The sequence below is a fragment of the Kordiimonas sediminis genome, assembly GCF_014656395.1.
GTDB lineage: Bacteria > Pseudomonadota > Alphaproteobacteria > Sphingomonadales > Kordiimonadaceae > Kordiimonas_A > Kordiimonas_A sediminis.
Genome location: NZ_BNCI01000003.1, coordinates 1 through 20021, shown reverse-complemented (window position 1 = coordinate 20021; position 20021 = coordinate 1). Strand labels below are relative to the sequence as shown.

14 protein-coding genes and 1 tRNA gene are annotated in these 20021 nt (G+C 49.2%); all 15 read left to right on the top strand.

Translation table 11 applies throughout. The annotated features are described in order from the left end of the window. On the top strand, positions 1-360 hold a 360-nt coding region (locus IE181_RS14470; protein ID WP_505744274.1), incomplete at its 5' end, for an EF-Tu C-terminal domain-related protein. 251 nt (positions 361-611) lie between these two features. Continuing rightward, a tRNA-Trp gene (locus IE181_RS14465) sits at positions 612-687 on the top strand. 140 nt (positions 688-827) lie between these two features. After that, positions 828-1025, top strand: a complete 198-nt coding sequence (secE, locus tag IE181_RS14460; RefSeq protein ID WP_191254326.1) for a preprotein translocase subunit SecE — start codon at positions 828-830, stop codon at positions 1023-1025. 4 nt (positions 1026-1029) lie between these two features. Next, positions 1030-1566 (top strand): transcription termination/antitermination protein NusG, encoded by a 537-nt coding sequence (gene nusG, locus IE181_RS14455; RefSeq protein WP_191254325.1) that lies wholly within the window; start codon positions 1030-1032, stop codon positions 1564-1566. Positions 1567-1676: 110 nt separating this feature from the next. Continuing rightward, complete coding sequence (gene rplK / locus IE181_RS14450; protein WP_191254324.1) at positions 1677-2105, top strand: 50S ribosomal protein L11; 429 nt, start codon at positions 1677-1679, stop codon at positions 2103-2105. Positions 2106-2109: 4 nt separating this feature from the next. Continuing rightward, entirely contained in the window at positions 2110-2805 is a 696-nt protein-coding gene (gene rplA, locus IE181_RS14445) for a 50S ribosomal protein L1 (protein WP_191254323.1), read from the top strand. Positions 2806-3170: 365 nt separating this feature from the next. Then, positions 3171-3686, top strand: coding sequence for a 50S ribosomal protein L10 (rplJ, locus tag IE181_RS14440; RefSeq protein ID WP_191254322.1), 516 nt, complete (start codon positions 3171-3173; stop codon positions 3684-3686). 88 nt (positions 3687-3774) lie between these two features. Continuing rightward, complete coding sequence (rplL, locus tag IE181_RS14435; protein ID WP_191254320.1) at positions 3775-4149, top strand: 50S ribosomal protein L7/L12; 375 nt, start codon at positions 3775-3777, stop codon at positions 4147-4149. 242 nt (positions 4150-4391) lie between these two features. Then, on the top strand, positions 4392-8489 hold the full coding sequence (gene rpoB / locus IE181_RS14430; RefSeq protein ID WP_191254319.1) for a DNA-directed RNA polymerase subunit beta: 4098 nt from the start codon (positions 4392-4394) through the stop codon (positions 8487-8489). Between the two features lie 134 nt (positions 8490-8623). Further along, positions 8624-12847, top strand: a complete 4224-nt coding sequence (gene rpoC / locus IE181_RS14425; RefSeq protein ID WP_191254317.1) for a DNA-directed RNA polymerase subunit beta' — start codon at positions 8624-8626, stop codon at positions 12845-12847. A 512-nt stretch (positions 12848-13359) separates the two neighbouring features. After that, entirely contained in the window at positions 13360-15633 is a 2274-nt protein-coding gene (locus tag IE181_RS14420) for a calcium-binding protein (RefSeq protein ID WP_191254314.1), read from the top strand. Between the two features lie 390 nt (positions 15634-16023). After that, a complete protein-coding gene (rpsL, locus tag IE181_RS14415) occupies positions 16024-16395 on the top strand; it encodes a 30S ribosomal protein S12 (protein ID WP_191254312.1) in 372 nt (123 codons plus the stop codon). 18 nt (positions 16396-16413) lie between these two features. Further along, positions 16414-16884 (top strand): 30S ribosomal protein S7, encoded by a 471-nt coding sequence (gene rpsG, locus IE181_RS14410; protein WP_191254310.1) that lies wholly within the window; start codon positions 16414-16416, stop codon positions 16882-16884. Positions 16885-16908: 24 nt separating this feature from the next. Next, complete coding sequence (gene fusA, locus IE181_RS14405; RefSeq protein ID WP_191254307.1) at positions 16909-18990, top strand: elongation factor G; 2082 nt, start codon at positions 16909-16911, stop codon at positions 18988-18990. A 74-nt stretch (positions 18991-19064) separates the two neighbouring features. Then, a partial coding sequence (gene tuf / locus IE181_RS14400; RefSeq protein ID WP_191254304.1) for an elongation factor Tu occupies positions 19065-20021 on the top strand: 957 nt, incomplete at its 3' end.

The window sequence follows — 20021 nt, the reverse complement described above, 5'->3', positions numbered from 1 at the left end:
GGTGCACTGCTGCGTGGTGTTGCACGTGACGATATCGAGCGTGGTCAGGTTCTGGCACACGTTGGTTCGATCAAGCCGCACACGAAGTTCACTGCCGAGACTTACATCCTGACCAAGGAAGAAGGCGGCCGTCATACACCATTCTTCGCGAACTACCGTCCACAGTTCTACTTCCGTACAACTGACGTGACTGGTAACGTTGAGCTGCCAGAAGGCACTGAGATGGTTATGCCTGGTGATAACGTGAACCTGACAGTTAATCTGATCGCGCCAATCGCGATGGACGAAGGTCTGCGTTTTGCAATCCGCGAAGGCGGCCGTACTGTCGGCGCCGGCGTCGTAGCAAAAATCATCGAATAAGCTATTGCTTAATTTAATGACGGGTCGGTATTGCCGGCCCGTTGTTGCGTCAGGTGCTTTTGCAATAAATCTGGCTATCTTCTTGAAGATGGCAACTATTTTGAAAAGATTTGAAAAAAGTACTTGCAAGGACGGGTGGTCGGCTGTAAACCGCACCCCTTGGTAACGCAAAGTTCCGCTTGCCAAATGTAGCACGGGTTTGAGGCATTTGCCGCAAAGTAAGTGTCTGAATTTGGCGGAAAGAACGGTATAGGGGCGTAGCTCAGTTGGTAGAGCACCGGTCTCCAAAACCGGGTGTCGGGAGTTCGAGTCTCTCCGCCCCTGCCACTCTCTAAAATGAGTGTGCACATATGCGTACCGCGGAAGTGCCTGCTTCCATTTTGAAAATAAACAGGCGAGAATTTAAGCTGATGCACACCTTTGTGACATCGGCTTTTGAAGTGAAATGAATAAAAGGACTAGAAAGCATGGCTAAAACCAGCCCAGGTGATTTCGTCAGGCAGGTACGTCAGGAAGGCCGTAAAGTAACATGGCCTACTCCTAAAGAGACGTCCGTAACGTCTGTTATGGTTTTCATCATGGTTGCTTTTATGGCGATATTCTTTCTCGGCGTTGACTTTTTGTTGAACGCTGGCGTGCAGTTCATTCTAGGTCTTGGAGGATAAGTTAGTGAGCAAATCGCGCTGGTATATTATTCACGCTTATTCCGGTTTTGAGAATAAAGTTGCGGCTGCTATTAAGGAGCAGACTGAAATCCAGGGGCTTCAGGCTCTTGTTGATGAAGTCATCGTTCCTACAGAAGAAGTCGTGGAAGTTAAAAAAGGCAAGAAAGTAACGTCAGAGAAGAAATTCTTCCCTGGTTATGTGCTTATCAAGATGGTTCTGACGGATGACACGTATCATCTGGTTAATAGCCATGCGAAGGTAACAGGCTTTCTTGGTCAGCAGGGTCGTCCTGCGCCAATCTCTGATGCAGAAGCTGCACGTATCCTCAATCAGGTTGAGGAAGGTGTTGAGCGTCCGCGTCCGAATGTTGTGTATGAGGTTGGTGAGGACGTTAAGGTTATTGATGGGCCGTTCTCCAGCTTCAACGGTACAGTTGAAGAGGTTGACGAAGACCGTGCTCGCTTGAAAGTGTCTGTATCGATCTTTGGTCGTGCTACGCCGGTTGAGCTTGAGTATACGCAGGTCGAGAAGGCCGTTTAGAAATTTGCTGATAATTCAGCAGGTAACAGCGTGGTAGATCCGCCATTGATCGCACCACGCACCTTTGAAACCACCCGGATTGTGGGTGGATAGTGTGAAAGGAAAGTGTAATGGCTAAAAAAATTAGTGGATACCTGAAGCTTCAGGTTCCAGCTGGTCAGGCGAACCCATCCCCACCAATCGGACCTGCTCTGGGTCAGCGCGGTGTGAATATCATGGAGTTCTGTAAGGCGTTCAACGCAAAGACACAGAAAATGACTCCGGGCATGCCTATCCCGACTACTTTAACGATCTATGCGGATAAGTCTTTTACGTTTGAAACTAAGACTGCTCCTGCGTCATACCTGCTTAAGCAGGCAGCTAACATCAAGTCTGGTGGTTCTACGCCTGGCCGTGCTGTTGCTGCGACTGTTACACAGGCTCAGGTTAAAGAAATCGCGGAAGCCAAGATGGCTGACCTGAATGCAAATGATATCGAAGGTGCAATGCGCATCATCGAAGGTTCTGCCCGTTCCATGGGCCTCAAGGTGGAGGGTTAATCCAATGGCACGTGTAGCAAAAAGAATGCAAAAAGCTGTTGAAGGTCTTGATTTTGAAAAGCTCTTCACGGTTGAAGAAGCGGTAAATGAATTGAAGGCACGTTCTGCAGTTAAGTTTGACGAGACTGTTGAAGTTTCCATGAACCTTGGTGTTGACCCACGTCACGCAGACCAGATGGTTCGTGGTGTCGTTTCTCTGCCGCATGGTACTGGTAAGACAATGCGCGTTGCTGTATTCGCTCGCGGCCCTAAGGCTGACGAAGCGAAGGAAGCTGGTGCTGATGTTGTTGGTGCGGAAGATTTGATGGAATCTATTCAGAAAGGCGAAATCGATTTTGATCGTTGTATCGCTACTCCTGACATGATGGCTGTCGTTGGCCGCATCGGTAAAATTCTTGGTCCAAAAGGTCTGATGCCTAACCCGAAGCTGGGTACTGTTACTATGGACGTTAAAGGCGCTGTAGAAGCAGCTAAGGCTGGCCAGGTAGAGTTCCGCGTTGAAAAAGCGGGTATCATTCACGGTGGTATCGGTAAAGTTAGCTTCGGCTCTGACAAGCTTATTGAAAACGCAAAGGCATTCATTGGTGCTGTTGTTAAAGCAAAGCCATCAGGTGCCAAGGGAACGTATGTTCGCCGTATTGCAATGTCATCTACTATGGGCCCTGGTCTGAAGATCGACGTCGCAGAAATTAGCGAATAAAAAGTTTTGCGCCGGCTTGTCCGGCGCATTTGTCTGCCTCCGGATGTTTTGGCGGTAGACGGCGTAACTGTCCAAGACTGTTGGTGCTGTGAAGTGTGTTGCTAGTATCTGACCTTCATAGTTTAAACTGAACCAAACGCGGTTCTATATGGCCAGCATGAGACGGGGAATGGAACATATTCTTTCGGGAGTATGCCGCGGTTTCCAAAAGGTAGGATGCATCCTTCCTGCGAACCGGGTCCAGTATCCGACCCCTGGACAGGGGAGTGCAGTCACTCTGTACAGATTTCTGTATTTGAGTGTACGGCTCATTAACCGAAGGTTTTTTTATGGCTGAAAAAACTTTCTAATTCGGAGACGAGAAAGTGGAAAGAACCGAAAAGCAGGAACTGATTGCTTCCATGCATGATGTATTCTCTGAAGCTGCTTCTGTCGTTGTAGTTCACTATGACGGTCTGAGCGTTGCTGAGATTACTGATTTGCGTTCACGTATGCGTGAAGTGGATGCCAGTTTCAAGGTTACTAAAAACCGGCTGACTCGTCTTGCGCTTAAAGGCACAGAATACGAAGGCATTGCGGATCTGTTTACAGGTCCAACGGCTGTTGGTTACGCAAGTGATCCTGTTGCTGCCGCCAAAGTCTTGAACGACTTTGCAAAAGGAAACGAAAAGCTTCGTATCCTTGGTGGTGGTATGGGTAGCACCGTTCTTGATGTGAACGGCGTTAAAGCACTTGCATCCCTGCCGTCCCTCGACGAACTTCGCGGCAAGCTTGTGGGTCTCCTGCAGGCGCCTGCTCAGAAGATCGCGGCGGTTACCAATGCTCCTGCGGGTCAATTGGCCCGTGTCTTCGGTGCTTATGGCAATCAAGACGCAGCCTAAACAACTACAGTGTGGCTAAGGCCGCCTGATTTGAAACTTTTTTATGCAAACACGGATCAAGTGATCCTTTACTTTTGGAGTCAATAACATGGCTGATCTCGACAAGCTCGTAGAAGAACTGTCTGCACTGACTGTTCTGGAAGCTGCTGAACTGTCTAAACTTCTTGAAGACAAATGGGGCGTATCTGCTGCTGCTCCAGTTGCTGTTGCTGCAGTAGCTGGTGGTGCAGGTGAAGCTGCCGCTGAAGAAAAAGACGAATTCGACGTTGTTCTGGCTGATGCTGGTGCGAAGAAAATCAACGTGATTAAAGAAGTTCGCGCTATCACAGGCCTCGGTCTGAAAGAAGCGAAAGACCTCGTTGAAGGCGCTCCTAAGACAGTTAAAGAAGCTGTTAGCAAGGACGAAGCTGAAGAGCTCAAGAAGAAGCTCGAAGAAGCTGGTGCGAAAGTCGAACTCAAGTAATTTCTTGGGTTCAATGTACCTTAGGTCGGGAGTGATTCCACTCCCGGCCTTTCGGCGTCCTTAGGGTAGAGGGACCGAAAAACTACTACCTGAGAAAATGGGGATGACTGTGTGTTACTCCATTTTGCTTGGATTTTCAGGAGTTTAGGCTACTATAGCTGGCGCTAAACTCTATACAGATGGCCAAAGTGGGCGTTTTTCTTGCCTATGCTGGTCGAATTACTAGAAGACGAGGGCGAAGCATGGCGACTTCTTTCACCGGTCGTAAGCGAGTTCGGAAGGACTTTGGCAGCATCTCTGAAGTATCACAGATGCCTAACCTTATTGAGGTTCAACGTCATTCCTATGATCAATTTTTCAAAATGGGTGCAACTGAGGAAGAAAGACTGAATTCTGGTCTTGAAAAAGTCCTCAAGTCTGTTTTCCCAATACAGGATTTTGCGAACACTGCTTCTCTGGAGTATGTTCGGTACGAAATCGAAGAGCCTAAGTTCGACGTAGAAGAATGTCAGCAGCGCGATATAACATACGCAGCGCCGCTTCGCGTTACTTTGCGCCTTATCGTTTTTGAGGTAGACCCGGAGACAGAAGCAAAGTCCGTTCTGGATATTAAGGAACAGGACGTCTACATGGGCGATCTGCCTATGATGACTGACAACGGTACTTTTGTAATCAACGGTACCGAGCGTGTTATCGTTTCCCAGATGCACCGTTCTCCTGGCGTTTTCTTTGACCATGACCGTGGTAAGACACACAGTTCAGGCAAGTTCCTCTTTGCAGCTCGTGTAATTCCTTACCGTGGTAGCTGGCTCGATTTCGAATTTGATGCCAAGGATATTGTTAACGTTCGTATTGACCGTCGTCGGAAACTGCCTGCGACGTCTCTTCTGTACGCACTGGGCATGAATGATGAAGATATTCTGCAGTATTTCTATAATATTGTGGAATACACACGTTCTGCCGGTGGCTGGCGCATTCCGTTCAATGCCGAAGCATGGCGCGGTAAGAAACCAGACTTTGATCTGGTGAATGCGGATAGCGGCGAAGTTGTGGTCGAAGCGGGCAAGAAAATTACCCCGCGTCTTGCAAAGAAACTTCAGTCTGACGGTGTAGACGGCATTCTGGCTCCTGAGGAGCTGGTAATCGGTCGTTATGCAGCCGAAGACATGATCAACGAGAAAACAGGCGCGATTTATATCGAAGCTGGTGACGAGATCACAGGTGACCACTTGGAAGCTCTGTCCGCAGCTGGTTTTGATGCGATCAAGGTTCTTGATATCGATAATATCAATGTCGGTAGCTACATCCGTAACACGCTGAAAGCCGATAAGGTTGAGTGTCAGGATAGTGCTCTGGCTGAGATCTATAAAGTCATGCGTCCTGGTGAGCCACCAACCAAGGAAACAGCCGATGCGCTGTTCTATGGTTTGTTCTTTGATGAAGAACGGTATGACCTGTCTGACGTTGGTCGCGTAAAAATGAACATGCGTCTGAACGTTGAGTGTGAAGACACTGTTGGTGTTCTGCGCCGTGAAGATATCCTCCAGACTGTAAAGACGCTCGTAGAGTTGAAAGACGGTCGCGGTGAAGTGGATGATATTGATCACCTGGGCAACCGCCGTGTTCGTAGTGTTGGTGAACTGATGGAAAATCAGTACCGTATCGGTCTTCTGCGTATGGAGCGCGCTATTCGTGAGCGTATGTCTTCTGTGGATATCGACACAGTTATGCCGCACGATCTGATCAATGCGAAACCTGTTGTTGCGTCTGTTCGTGAATTCTTTGGCTCTTCGCAGCTTTCGCAGTTCATGGATCAGACTAACCCACTTAGTGAAATTACGCACAAGCGTCGTATGTCAGCGCTTGGACCAGGCGGTCTTACGCGTGAGCGTGCTGGCTTTGAGGTTCGTGACGTACACCCAACGCATTATGGTCGTATTTGTCCTATTGAAACGCCGGAAGGACCAAACATTGGTCTGATCAACTCGCTTGCAACATATGCACAGGTGAACAAGTATGGCTTTATCGAAAGCCCATACCGCCGCGTTGTTGATGGTGTTGTAACGTCTGAGGTTGTTTACCTGTCCGCTATGGAAGAAGGTAAATACACCGTTGCACAGGCGAATGCCAACCTGCGTGAGGACGGTACATTTGAGAACGATCTTGTGTCTTGTCGTGAGGCTGGTGAATTCATTATGTCTACGCCAGACAATATTGACCTGATGGACGTATCTCCAAAGCAGCTTGTATCCGTTGCGGCATCGCTTATTCCGTTCCTTGAGAACGATGACGCGAACCGCGCACTTATGGGATCAAACATGCAGCGTCAGGCTGTTCCGCTTGTTCGTGCCGAAGCACCATTCGTTGGTACTGGTATGGAAAAAGTGGTGGCAGCTGATAGTGGAGCAGCGATTGCAGCGAAACGTTCCGGTGTTGTCGAGCAGGTTGATGCGACCCGTATCGTTGTTCGTGCAACAGAGGAAAAAGATGCGTCCAAGTCCGGCGTCGACATCTACACGTTGCAGAAATTCCAGCGTTCTAACCAGAACACCTGTATTAACCAGCGTCCAATCGTAAAAGTGGGCGATGTGGTTGCCAAAGGCGACATCATCTGTGATGGTCCGTCTACTGATCTGGGTGAACTGGCGCTTGGTCGTAACGCACTTGTCGCGTTTATGCCTTGGAATGGTTATAACTTCGAGGATTCGATCCTGATTTCCGAGCGGATTGTGAAAGAAGATGTCTTCACATCCATCCACATCGAAGAATTCGAAGTGATGGCGCGTGATACGAAACTGGGACCAGAAGATATCACTCGTGATATTCCAAACGTTGGTGAAGAGGGTCTGAAGAACCTTGATGAAGCAGGTATTGTTTATATCGGTGCCGAAGTTCATCCTGGGGATATTCTTGTAGGTAAGATCACACCAAAAGGCGAAAGCCCAATGACGCCGGAAGAAAAACTTCTGCGGGCGATCTTTGGTGAAAAAGCCTCTGATGTGCGTGATACTTCTATGCGCTTGCCACCAGGTGTTGCGGGTACAGTAGTTGAGGTTCGTGTCTTTAACCGTCACGGCGTTGACAAGGACGAGCGTGCTCTGACTATCGAACGGGAAGAAATCGACCGTCTGACAAAAGACCGTGAAGACGAACGCGCTATTCTTGAGCGTAACATCTACGGTCGTCTAGAGCCTGTTCTTATCGGGAAGACCGTTACAAGCGGTACGCGCGATATGAAGAAGGGCACTGTCGTCACTGAAGAAGGCCTGGCGTCAATGCCGCGCATTCACTGGTGGGATATTGCGGTAGACTGCGATAGCACTATGGAGCATATCGAAGGTCTGCGTGGTCAGTTTGAAGAAAGCCGTGCAAGCTTGCAGCGTCGTTTCGATGAGAAGATTGAAAAGCTGCAGCGGGGTGACGAGCTTCTGCCTGGCGTTCTCAAGATGGTTAAAGTCTTCGTTGCTGTTAAGCGTAAGCTACAGCCTGGTGATAAGATGGCTGGTCGTCACGGTAACAAGGGTGTTATTTCTCGCATCATGCCAGTGGAAGATATGCCACACCTTGAAGATGGTACGCCAGTAGACGTGGTTCTGAACCCTCTGGGTGTTCCATCACGAATGAACGTGGGTCAGATTCTTGAAACACACCTTGGCTGGGCGTCTCGTGGTCTTGGTCGTCAGATCGACGGCATGCTGGAAGCCTACCGTCATGGTACAGGTGATCTTGATGCCCTGCGCGACAAGTTCAAGAATGTTTACGGCGACGATCAGTATGAGTCTGATGTTTCTGAGTTGGACGATAATCAGATTATCGAACTTGCGGGCAACCTGACAAACGGTGTTCCAATGGGCACCCCGGTATTTGATGGTGCGGTTGAGGCCGATATCTGTGACCTGCTTGAAGAAGCAGGTTTGGACCGGTCTGGTCAGGTTGATCTGTATGATGGACGTACGGGTGAGAAGTTCGACCGTAAAGTAACAGTTGGTTACATTTACATGTTGAAACTGCATCACCTTGTTGATGACAAGATTCACGCGCGTTCTATTGGACCATACAGTCTTGTGACCCAGCAGCCTCTTGGCGGTAAAGCCCAGTTTGGTGGTCAGCGCTTCGGTGAGATGGAAGTGTGGGCACTGCAGGCATATGGTGCAGCCTATACGCTTCAGGAAATGCTGACAGTGAAGTCCGATGACGTACAGGGTCGTACGAAAGTGTACGAAGCGATCGTTAAGGGTGATGATACATTCGAATCCGGTATTCCAGAGTCCTTCAACGTACTTGTGAAGGAAATGCGGTCACTGGGTCTGAATGTGGAACTGATTACAGGCACTGACTAATAAAGCGAACGGTCGGGGTCAGGCCCCGACCTGCTTTCATGCTGTTTTGCGATGTTGGGCACAAACAGCCAAGATTTTGAAAGGCGAAAGGTCATAAGAGTTTTGACCCGCCGCAGACGAAAGAGACGACGGACATGAACCAGGAAGTGATGAAATACTTCAACCCAGGCCAAAAGCCTGACACGTTCGATCAAATCCAGATTTCCCTGGCCTCACCAGAGCGCATTCGCTCTTGGTCTTTTGGTGAAATCAAAAAGCCGGAGACAATCAACTACCGTACGTTCAAGCCTGAGAAAGACGGCTTGTTCTGTGCGCGTATTTTTGGTCCGGTAAAAGACTATGAGTGTCTTTGCGGTAAATATAAGCGAATGAAGTATCGCGGCATCATTTGTGAAAAATGTGGTGTTGAAGTTACTTTGTCGAAGGTGCGTCGTGAGCGTATGGGCCATATTGACCTTGCTGCGCCTGTTGCACACATCTGGTTCCTGAAATCCTTGCCGTCCCGTATCGGCCTTTTGCTTGATATGACGTTGAAGGATCTCGAGCGCGTCTTGTATTTCGAATACTATGTTGTGATCGAGCCTGGTCTGACACCTCTGAAGCAGATGCAGCTTCTGTCTGAAGAAGATTTCTTCCGTGCTCAGGATGAATACGGTGAAGATAGCTTCACAGCAAGCATTGGTGCGGAAGCTATCCGCAAACTGCTGGAGCTTGTTGACCTGGAAGATGAGCGCGAAAAGCTTCTGAAGGAACTGGCTGAGACAAAATCTGAGCTGAAGCCAAAGAAGATTGTTAAGCGTCTGAAGGTTATTGAGGCATTCCTAGAGTCCGGAAACCGTCCTGAGTGGATGATCCTGACTGTTGTGCCGGTTATTCCACCAGAGCTGCGCCCGCTTGTACCGCTTGATGGTGGTCGTTTTGCGACGTCTGATCTGAACGATCTTTACCGCCGTGTTATCAACCGTAACAACCGTTTGAAGCGTCTGATCGAGCTGCGTGCTCCGGATATTATCATTCGTAACGAAAAACGGATGCTGCAGGAATCTGTGGATGCCCTGTTTGATAACGGTCGCCGTGGTCGTACGATCACTGGTGCGAACAAGCGTCCTCTGAAGTCTCTCAGCGACATGCTGAAGGGTAAGCAGGGTCGTTTCCGTCAGAACCTTCTTGGTAAGCGTGTTGACTATTCCGGTCGTTCTGTAATTGTGACAGGTCCGGAACTTAAACTGCACCAGTGTGGTCTGCCAAAGAAAATGGCGCTTGAACTGTTCAAGCCGTTCATCTACAGCCGCCTTGATAAAAAGGGTATCGCGACAACTATTAAGGCCGCGAAAAAGCTTGTAGAAAAAGAACGCCGCGAAGTTTGGGATATTCTGGATGAAGTTATCCGTGAACATCCTGTGATGTTGAACCGTGCGCCTACGCTTCACCGTCTTGGTATTCAGGCATTTGAACCAGTACTGATCGAAGGTAAAGCAATTCAGCTGCACCCACTTGTTTGTACTGCCTTTAACGCTGACTTTGATGGTGACCAGATGGCGGTTCACGTGCCGCTGTCGATCGAAGCACAGCTTGAAGCACGTGTTCTGATGATGTCTACGAACAACATTCTGAGCCCGGCAAACGGTAAGCCGATTATTGTGCCGTCTCAGGATATGGTTCTCGGTATTTACTATATGACCAGCATGCGCGAAGGCGATATTGGTGAAGGCAAAGCATTCACCAGCCTGGAGGAAATCCAGTTCGCACTCGACAGCAAGGTTATCTCGCTGAACTCCAAGATCATAGCGCGGTATCACGGTGTTGATGCTGATGGAAACAAGGTTGTGGAGCGTGTTGAAACGACTGCGGGCCGTATGTTGCTGTCCCGTCACCTGCCGCGGCACCCGAAAGTGCCTTTCAGCCTGATCAACCGTCAGCTTACCAAGCGTGAGATCACTGAGGTTATCGACGTAGTATATCGTCACTGTGGCCAGAAACGCACTGTATTGTTCGCGGACGGTATCATGGTCGAAGGTTTCCAGCGTGCATGTAACGCCGGTATTTCCTTCGGTAAAGATGATATGATCATTCCAGAAGCCAAGGAAGTACTGGTTGAAGAAACCCGTGCCATGGTGAAAGAGTTTGAAGAGCAGTATCAGGACGGTCTGATTACACAGGGTGAGAAATACAACAAAGTTGTAGATATCTGGGCTCAGTGTACTGACAAAGTCGCCGACGCGATGATGAAAGACATTTCGACAGTCAAAGTTGATGAAAACGGACGTCAGGAAGATATCAACTCTATCTTCATGATGGCACACTCCGGTGCACGGGGTAGTGCGGCACAGATGAAGCAGCTTGCTGGTATGCGTGGTCTGATGGCGAAACCGTCTGGCGAGATCATTGAAACACCGATTATCTCTAACTTTAAAGAGGGTCTGTCGGTTCTTGAGTACTTTAACTCATCTCACGGTGCTCGTAAGGGTCTTGCTGATACAGCACTCAAGACTGCGAACTCTGGTTATCTGACCCGTCGTTTGGTTGACGTTTCTCAGGACTGCGTAATCATCGAAGAAGATTGCGGAACCGAGAAAGGTATTACAGTTACAGAGGTTTCTGAAGGTGGGGATACACTTGTTCCACTGTCAGAGCGTATTCTGGGTCGTTGTCTTGCAGTAGATGTTAAGGCGCCGATGTCTGGTGAAATTCTGTTCGAAGCTGGTGAGTTGCTTGACGAAGTCAAGGCTGACGCCATTGAAACCGCTGGTGTTTCAGAAGTTAAGATCCGTTCGGTTCTGACATGTGAGACAAAAGGCGGTGCATGTGGCAAGTGTTACGGTCGTGATCTGGCACGTGGTACACCTGTGAACATGGGTGAAGCTGTCGGTGTTATCGCTGCACAGTCTATTGGTGAGCCTGGTACACAGCTGACAATGCGTACCTTCCACATCGGTGGTACGGCGACGGTAAATGCAGAATCTACAGTGGAATCCTCTGCTGATGGTACTGTTCGTATCGTGAACCGGAACATCGTGGTTGACAGTAAAGACCGTAAAGTCGTTATGAGCCGTAACCTTGAAGTGGTTGTTGTTGATGATGATGGTCGTGAGCGTGCTAAACACCGCCTTGCATACGGTTCGCACCTGTTCAAAGACGATGGCGACAAGGTTGTTAAAGGCGAAAAGCTGGCCGAGTGGGATGCATACACTATCCCTGTTATCACAGAGAAAAGTGGTACGGTTCGCTACGTTGACTTGATCGAAGGTACCTCTGTAAGAGAGATCATTGACGAAGCAACGGGTATTGCCTCCAAGGTTGTGACCGACTGGCGCAGCGCACCAAAAGGTTCTGACCTTCGTCCGCGCCTGACACTGCGTGATGATAGTGACGAAGTGATCGAATTGGCAAACGGTACAGAAGCACGGTACTTCCTGTCAGTAGATGCCATTCTGTCTGTTGAAGATGGTCACAAGGTTGCCGCAGGTGACGTTATCGCACGTATCCCGCGCGAAGCAGCGAAAACCAAGGATATTACCGGTGGTCTGCCACGCGTTGCGGAACTGTTTGAAGCACGTCGTCCGAAAGACCATGCGATCATCGCTGATATCGACGGTATTGTTGAGTTTGGTCGTGACTATAAGAACAAGCGCCGTATCTCCATTCGTCCGAAAGACGGTGAAGGTGAGCCGGTTGAATATCTGGTACCAAAGGGCAAGCATATTGCTGTTGGTGAAGGTGACTTCATCCAGAAGGGTGAATATCTGATCGACGGTAACCCGGCACCACACGATATTCTGCAGGTTCTTGGTGTTGAAGCTCTTGCGAACTATCTGGTTCAGGAAGTTCAGGACGTTTACCGTCTGCAGGGTGTGAAGATCAATGATAAGCACATCGAAGTGATTGTTCGCCAGATGCTGCAAAAAGTTGAAATCACAGCAAGTGGCGATACAACCTTCCTGCCTGGTGAACAGGTAGACCGTGAAGAGTTCAATGAAGTGAACGAGAAAGCAGAGCGCGAAGGCCGCTTGCCAGCGAAGGGAGATCCAGTTCTTCTGGGTATTACCAAGGCAAGCCTGCAGACACGTAGCTTTATCTCTGCCGCGTCATTCCAGGAGACTACTCGTGTCCTGACCGAAGCAGCGGTTGCTGGTAAGAAGGACAAGCTGGTTGGCTTGAAAGAGAATGTTATCGTTGGTCGCCTGATCCCTGCGGGTACGGGTGCCAAGATGAACCTTCTTCGTCACGAAGCGCAAAAGCGTGATGCCATTGCGCAGTCTGCGATTGATGCAGAGGCAAACACGATGTCTACGGCCGAAGCAGAGTTTGCGGCAGCAACATCTGATGCCGCGGATGCAGCAGACGGTGCTGAAGCATAAGGGTAACCCCCTAACGCCAAGGCGATAGAAAACACGAATAGATTGCGGAAGGGCTTGCATATTGCAGGCCCTTCTTGTTTTATGCCCCAAGTTTATTTTTTTATTCTGGGGGTTGAGATGGTTTCGGTTGTGCTTGATGAGGACGCTCGTGTTGACTTGGCAAAAGTACTTTTGCTGACTGATGGCAGTTTATTTGTGGCGTGGAATGCGTATGAGGACTCCCAATATTCAATTGTTGGACAATTTTCTCTCAAAACGGAGTTCCGCTTACCTCTAAAGTCGTTTATGCGGAAACTCTCGGTCATAGCAATGGTCTGGAATTAGCGGAGCTATCAACAGGCAAGATATACGTTACATATGATGAATTTGATCCGCAGGATGAGCTCTCTACTCTAAAGGGGATATTTCTAAGCAAGGAGGGGGGTGTAGAGACAACTCTCACTGTTGACAAGATGTTAGACGTTGGCTCCGGGATACCTTTTCAAAACTTGATGCCTGGCAGTCAGGGAGATGTGTATATACTGGAAGGGTCTAGTTACCTATTTCACTATGACAGTGATGGGCAATTGATGAATGCGGTGAAAATTGGGTATGGTTACCAAAAGCAGTTTGTAGACAATGACCAAGGTCTGCTGCAAATATCAATGCGGTCGGGTGGTACTGTTGAAATATATACACTGTCTAAAGATATCAATACCGTTCAGTCGAAAACAGTGATTGAGCTTGAGGATGATAAATCTGTTTTCGGTGTTGATGTTGCGACATATTCCGACGGAAGATTATTGGTTTCTTGGCAAACGAGCACTTCAAATGACTATCGTTTTGATTATAAAGCGCAGATTTTCTCGCCGTCAGGTGCGCCAGTATCCCCGGTATATCAATTAGATGGCGCTACCACAGGGGGGACTTACTGGGCGGGTGTAAATATCGACGGTGATGTGGCGACCTTTACATGGTTCAATTACGGCACCTATTCCCAAACATTATCAGCACAGGGAAATTTGTCAGAGGTGTCTTACTTGGGGTTTGATCAAACTGATGACTATGCGGTCTTGGACTCTGGCTATGTAGCTCTGGTTGGCGGTGGTGAAGGCGGCAGTTTAAGAGTGATTTCTGAGGCAGATAAGACAATTGTGCTTACGGCTTATCAGGCCGGTGATGTTATAAACGGCTCAGCCGCATCTGAGGCTATCTACGGGAGAGGGGGAGATAACGAGCTATATGGTAAAGGCGGTGATGATGTAATCATTGCTGATTTGGGAGAATCTTTACTTTATGGTGGCTTCGGTGATGATTACTTGCGGGGTGCAGGTCAATTAATGGGAGATGCTGGTAATGATACATTACAAGGTATTTCCAATGTTTTTGGAGGAAGTCTATTAGACGGTGGGGCAGGAAATGATTATCTACGTTCAGGGACGTCTCCTGCTCAGCCGGACCCGACCACTTTGATGGGCGGCGCGGGCGATGATACGCTATGGTCAGGTAGGGAAGATGGGGACGATATTCTTTATGGTGGTGATGGTGCAGATGTGTTCTCTATTACAGACTTTTACTCTGGCAACGACATCATCAAAGACTTTGAAGTTGGTATAGATTCTATTCATTTTGAACGGTTGCCAGGCACCCTATTTCAGGATGGGCCTAATACTGTGTTTATTCTGGCAGAAGGGTATGTTTTGCGCGAAATGAGCATAGCGATTGAAAATGTCTCCGTATTTGATCTTCTGGACTTCTTTTTCAATGAAAATCCCTATGCACTTGAAGGTACGACAGTACTATCGGCCAGTGCCGACAACTATAATGATACGGATGACGGACTCTTCATTAATGCGGGACCTGGTCGCGACAAGGTTGATGCGGCGGGTGGTGCAGATACCGTTTGGGGCGGTGCTGATAATGATACCATCCTTGGTGGAGAGGGTCAGGACAGGCTGTTTGGCGATGATGGGAATGATGATCTTAATGGTGGCGAAGATGATGACCTGTTGTTTGGTAACCGGGGTTCGGACACCATCCGCGGTGATGAAGGTGATGATAAAATCTGGGCCGGTAAAAACGATGATGACGGTGATACCTTCTACGGCGATGCGGGTAATGACAAAATTGGTGGCGGTATAGGCAGGGACGCCATTTCAGGTGGCACGGGTCGTGATACGCTGCTGGGCGGCGACGATGCCGACACCCTGTGGGGTGGTGACCGGGACAGCCAGTCTGACACCACCGCGGATATTATCTGGGCGGGAACAGGCTCTGACCTGATTTTTGGGGCTGCGGGAAGCGATACCCTTGGCGGTGGCTTAGACGGTGACGGCATCCGGGCGGGTGCGGGTAATGACGTACTGTATGGCGGCAAAGGCGAGGCAAATGATACCCTCAGCGGTCAGGATGGTGATGATGTCCTGTTTGGTGGCGGCGGGGGTGATGATCTGTCGGGCGGTAATGGTAGTGACCTTCTGTATAATGGTAGTGGGGATGATGCTACCGACGGCGGGGCGGGTAATGATACCCTGTGGGGTAGCCCCGGGGATGACACGCTTACCGGCGGGGCAGGTTCTGATACCTTTGCCTTTGCGACTGGAAACGGTCATGATGTTATCACGGACTTTAAGGACAGCGATGATACACTTGATATATCCGAGCTTGATATCACGGACCTTACGGCCCTGAAGCTTCTTGCGTCAGAAAGTGGCGGTGATTTACTGCTGGATATCACTGTTGATCAGTCAATCAGGCTGGAGGGCTTGTCGGTCTCTGACTTGGATGGTATGTCTATCCTGTTCTAAGGTCAAATGCAGTGATCGGTGATGGAGTCGGCTCAAAGCTAGCTGAGTGAAGAATAAAAAGTGGCATTTGGGGCCGTGTGTGCAAAAAACGCCTTCCTCCACACGGAATTATTTTCTGTACTCGCCGTTTTTTAACATAATCTTTCGCACTAGCTTTTGTCCTTGACGTAGAGCCAAATTGGCGGTAGTAAGCGCGCACGCCGGAGCTCAGGTGGTGGCCAAAACAGGCCAAACGCTGGGGTTTTCTGGCCTTGAAAGAACATTTTGACTTGTGAGCAGCCTCGCCGGAACCTAATAGGTTTTCTGGTGCAGGCGTTTTTTGATGCAATAAAGCGCATGAAAAAGGGCTGTTCGCATGATGGTGGAAGAGAAAAACGGCAAGGAAAAAATATGCCTACCATTAACCAGCTGATCCGGAAGCCGCGTAAAGCAAAACCGGTACGTAATATGGTGCCAGCCCTTGAGGCTTGCCCACAGAAACGGGGTGTTTGTACCCGCGTTTATACTACTACTCCTAAGAAGCCTAACTCGGCACTGCGTAAAGTTGCGCGTGTTCGTTTGTCTAACGGCTTTGAAGTGACTTCATACATCCCAGGTGAGGGCCATAACCTTCAGGAGCACTCTGTTGTCCTGATCCGTGGTGGTCGTGTAAAAGATTTGCCTGGTGTTCGTTATCACATTCTGCGTGGTGTTTTGGATACTCAGGGCGTTGCTGATCGTCGCCAGAGTCGTTCCAAGTACGGCACGAAGCGTCCTAAGTAAGTTTGAAAGGAATTACGCATGTCACGTCGTCATAGCGCAGAAAAACGTCAGGTACTCCCGGATCCAAAGTTTGGTGATATCGTCCTGACTAAATTCATGAACAGCCTGATGCTGGATGGTAAGAAGTCTGTAGCAGAGCGTATCGTATATGGTGCGTTTGATCAGATGGAGGCGCGCGCCAAGTCTGAGCCGCTCGCACTTTTCCATGAAGCACTGGATAATGTTAAGCCTGCGATTGAGGTTCGTTCCCGCCGTGTTGGTGGTGCTACCTACCAGGTGCCTGTAGAAGTACGTTCAGAGCGTGCGCAGGCTCTTGCTATTCGTTGGTTGATCGCTGCTGCGCGCAAGCGCAATGAAAACACAATGGTTGAGCGCCTGTCTGGAGAGCTTCTGGATGCCGTTAATAACCGTGGTGCTGCCGTCAAGAAGCGTGAAGATACGCACAAGATGGCTGAAGCGAACAAAGCATTCTCACACTATCGTTGGTAATCAGAGATTTAAGGAACCGGATCCATGGCACGCAGAACGCCACTTGATCGTTATCGTAACATCGGCATCATGGCACACATTGATGCTGGTAAAACAACGACTACTGAACGTATTCTATATTACACAGGCCGTAGCCACAAAATCGGTGAAGTTCACGATGGCGGCGCGACTATGGACTGGATGGAGCAAGAGCAGGAGCGGGGTATTACAATTACTTCCGCTGCAACTACTTGTTTCTGGAATGACCACCGCATTAACATCATTGACACGCCAGGTCACGTTGACTTCACAATTGAAGTAGAGCGTAGCCTTCGTGTTCTTGATGGTGCTGTAGCTGTATTTGACTCTGTTGCTGGTGTTGAGCCTCAGTCTGAGACTGTTTGGCGCCAGGCAGACAAATACGGCGTACCACGCATGTGTTTTGTTAACAAAATGGACCGTATGGGCGCGAACTTTGAGCGTTGTGTGGGGATGATCAAAGATCGTCTTGGCGCAAATGCTCTTGTTTTGCAGTTGCCGATCGGTGCGGAATCTGACTACGAAGGTCTTGTGGATCTTCTGAAGAACAAAGAAGTTCTTTGGAAGGGTGAAGATCTTGGTGCGTCATACGAGTATGTGGACATTCGTCCAGAGCTGCAGGAAGCTGTTGAGATCGCTCGTATGGAGCTGATCGAGTTGGCTGTTGAGGCTGACGAAGCTCTGATGGAAAAGTACCTCGAAGGTGAGGAAATTTCCGAAGACGAGTTGAGAGCTGCTATCCGTAAGGGTACAATTGCTGGCGATTTTGTACCGGTACTGAACGGTACTGCGTTCAAGAACAAAGGTGTTCAGCCGCTTCTTGATGCTGTTGTTGATTTCATGCCTGCGCCAACTGACGTTGAAGCAATTCGCGGTGTTGATGCAGCTGATACAGACAAAGAGATCATGCGTAAGTCATCTGATGACGAGCCGTTCTCTGCGCTTGCATTTAAAGTAATGAACGACCCGTTTGTTGGTACGCTGACATTCTGCCGTATTTATTCCGGTGTTCTTGAAACTGGTACGCAGGTTATGAACTCTGTGAAGCAGCGTAAAGAAAAGGTTGGCCGGATGCTGGAAATGCACTCCAACAACCGTGAGGACCTCAAGGAAGCTCGTGCGGGTGATATCGTGGCGCTTGCTGGCCTGAAGAGCACCACTACTGGTGATACTCTGTGTGCTAACAACAGCCAGGTTATCCTTGAGCGTATGGAATTTCCTGATCCGGTTATCTCTATCGCGGTTGAGCCTAAAACAAAGGCTGACCAGGAGAAAATGGGTATTGCACTGAACCGTTTGGCTGCAGAAGATCCATCTTTCCGCGTTCAGAGTGATGAAGAATCAGGTCAGACAGTAATTTCAGGTATGGGCGAACTGCACCTCGATATTATTGTTGATCGTATGAAGCGTGAATTTAAAGTAGAGTGTAACGTAGGTCAGCCACAGGTTGCTTACCGTGAGAGCTTTGCGAAACAAGTCGAAATTGACTATACTCACAAGAAACAGTCTGGTGGTTCTGGTCAGTTTGGTCGTGTTAAAATGGTTGTTACACCTGGTGAGCGTGGCTCTGGCTTCGAATTCATCGACGAAATTAAGGGTGGTAACATTCCTAAAGAATATATTCCTGGTGTTGAAAAAGGCATCAAGGATATAGCAGAATCCGGTGCACTTATCGGGTTCCCAATCCTCGATTTCAGCGTCCGCCTGATCGATGGCGCGTACCACGATGTTGACTCCAGTGTTCTGGCGTTCGAGATCGCAGGTCGCGGTGCTATGCGTGATGCAGCAGCAAAAGCGGGCATTAAAATTCTTGAACCAATCATGAAAGTCGAAGTTGTTACTCCTGACGAGTACATGGGTGACGTGATCGGTGACTTGAATAAGCGTCGTGGTCAGATCCAGGGGTCAGAGACCCGTGGTCCGGCAACAGTGGTCAATGCAATGGTTCCTCTAGCGAACATGTTCGGCTATGTGAACGAGCTTCGCTCATTCACGCAGGGTCGTGCGCAGTTCACTATGCAGTTTGATCATTATGATGCAGTACCAGCAAATGTAGCTGAAGAAGTTAAAGAACAGCTTGCTGGTTAATAAAAACACTAAAGCATGAACCAAATCTAAGGCACCCTCGGGAAAGCCGAGGGCCGATAAAAGGTAGAAAGAAAATGGCTAAAGAAAAGTTTGAGCGTAATAAGCCGCACTGTAACGTTGGCACGATTGGTCACGTTGACCATGGTAAGACAACACTTACAGCTGCGATTTCTAAGGTACTTGCAGACGCACAGGGTAGCGCTGCAGTAGATTTTGCGAACATTGACAAGGCTCCAGAGGAGCGTGAGCGTGGTATCACGATCTCTACGGCTCACATTGAGTATGAGACAGACGCACGTCACTATGCGCACGTTGACTGCCCAGGTCACGCTGACTATGTGAAGAACATGATCACGGGTGCTGCACAGATGGACGGTGCTATTCTGGTTGTGAACGCAGCTGATGGCCCAATGCCACAGACACGTGAGCACATCCTGCTTGCACGTCAGGTTGGTGTTCCAGCCCTTGTTGTATTCCTGAACAAAGTTGACCAGGTTGACGACGAAGAGCTTCTTGAGCTTGTTGAGATGGAAATCCGCGAGCTTCTGTCAGAGTATGATTTCCCAGGTGACGATATTCCGATCATCGCGGGTTCTGCGCTTGCAGCCCTTGAAGGCCGTGACGACAACATTGGTAAAGAGAAGATTCTTGAGCTGATGGCTGCTGTTGACGAGTACATTCCACAGCCAGAGCGTGCTGTTGATGGTGCCTTCCTGATGCCTGTTGAGGACGTATTCTCCATCTCTGGTCGTGGTACAGTTGCGACTGGCCGTGTTGAGCGTGGTATCGTTAAGGTTGGTGAAGAGATCGAGATCGTTGGTATCAAAGACACTACCAAGACTACGGTTACTGGTGTTGAGATGTTCCGCAAGCTCCTGGATCAGGGTGAAGCAGGCGATAACATCGGTGCACTGCTGCGTGGTGTTGCACGTGACGATATCGAGCGTGGTCAGGTTCTGGCACACGTTGGTTCGATCAAGCCGCACACGAAGTTCACTGCCGAGACTTACATCCTGACCAAGGAAGAAGGC

What these genes read in the sequence shown, in the direction of transcription:
- secE (WP_191254326.1), top strand. Translation starts at nt 828, where the DNA reads ATGGCTAAAACCAGCCCAGGTGATTTCGTCAGGCAGGTACGTCAGGAA.
- rplK (WP_191254324.1), top strand. Translation starts at nt 1,677, where the DNA reads ATGGCTAAAAAAATTAGTGGATACCTGAAGCTTCAGGTTCCAGCTGGT.
- rplA (WP_191254323.1), top strand. Translation starts at nt 2,110, where the DNA reads ATGGCACGTGTAGCAAAAAGAATGCAAAAAGCTGTTGAAGGTCTTGAT.
- rplL (WP_191254320.1), top strand. Translation starts at nt 3,775, where the DNA reads ATGGCTGATCTCGACAAGCTCGTAGAAGAACTGTCTGCACTGACTGTT.
- rpoB (WP_191254319.1), top strand. Translation starts at nt 4,392, where the DNA reads ATGGCGACTTCTTTCACCGGTCGTAAGCGAGTTCGGAAGGACTTTGGC.
- rpoC (WP_191254317.1), top strand. Translation starts at nt 8,624, where the DNA reads ATGAACCAGGAAGTGATGAAATACTTCAACCCAGGCCAAAAGCCTGAC.
- rpsL (WP_191254312.1), top strand. Translation starts at nt 16,024, where the DNA reads ATGCCTACCATTAACCAGCTGATCCGGAAGCCGCGTAAAGCAAAACCG.
- rpsG (WP_191254310.1), top strand. Translation starts at nt 16,414, where the DNA reads ATGTCACGTCGTCATAGCGCAGAAAAACGTCAGGTACTCCCGGATCCA.
- fusA (WP_191254307.1), top strand. Translation starts at nt 16,909, where the DNA reads ATGGCACGCAGAACGCCACTTGATCGTTATCGTAACATCGGCATCATG.